The sequence below is a fragment of the Psychrobacter sp. TB55-MNA-CIBAN-0194 genome (assembly GCF_040309505.1).
Classification (GTDB): domain Bacteria; phylum Pseudomonadota; class Gammaproteobacteria; order Pseudomonadales; family Moraxellaceae; genus Psychrobacter; species Psychrobacter fozii.
In genome coordinates this window covers 1-270 of record NZ_JBEOOW010000322.1, presented here as the reverse complement: position 1 = coordinate 270, position 270 = coordinate 1, and the positions used below count along the sequence as shown (strand labels likewise).

The following is a 270-nucleotide window of genomic DNA, read 5'->3' as shown; positions in this document are numbered from 1 at the left end:
CATAATTAAGTGCCTGCTCAGTACACACCGAAAACGGCACGTAGTTTTGCATTAAGCCACGCCTAAACGAATATTCGAGTTGTTTTTCACGCCAAGTAGTTGAAAATGCGTGCGCGTTATCGCCAACCATATTTTCAAGTACCGACACCACGCCATGAGTATTTATAAGCGTACCGTATACATCAAACGCCAGTGTAGTTGCCATTAATGACTCCTGTTTAAATCGTTACTAAAACGCAATTTTATTGCTTCGCTTAATCACCTTATCAG

General features: G+C 41.1%; 1 protein-coding gene. It reads right to left on the bottom strand.

Annotation, left to right across the window (positions count from 1 at the left end; genetic code table 11):
- Positions 1–205: hypothetical protein (locus tag AAEY75_RS15315; RefSeq protein WP_502944435.1), on the bottom strand; the 205-nt coding region annotated here is incomplete at its 3' end.
- Between the last annotated feature and the right edge of the window lie 65 nt (positions 206–270).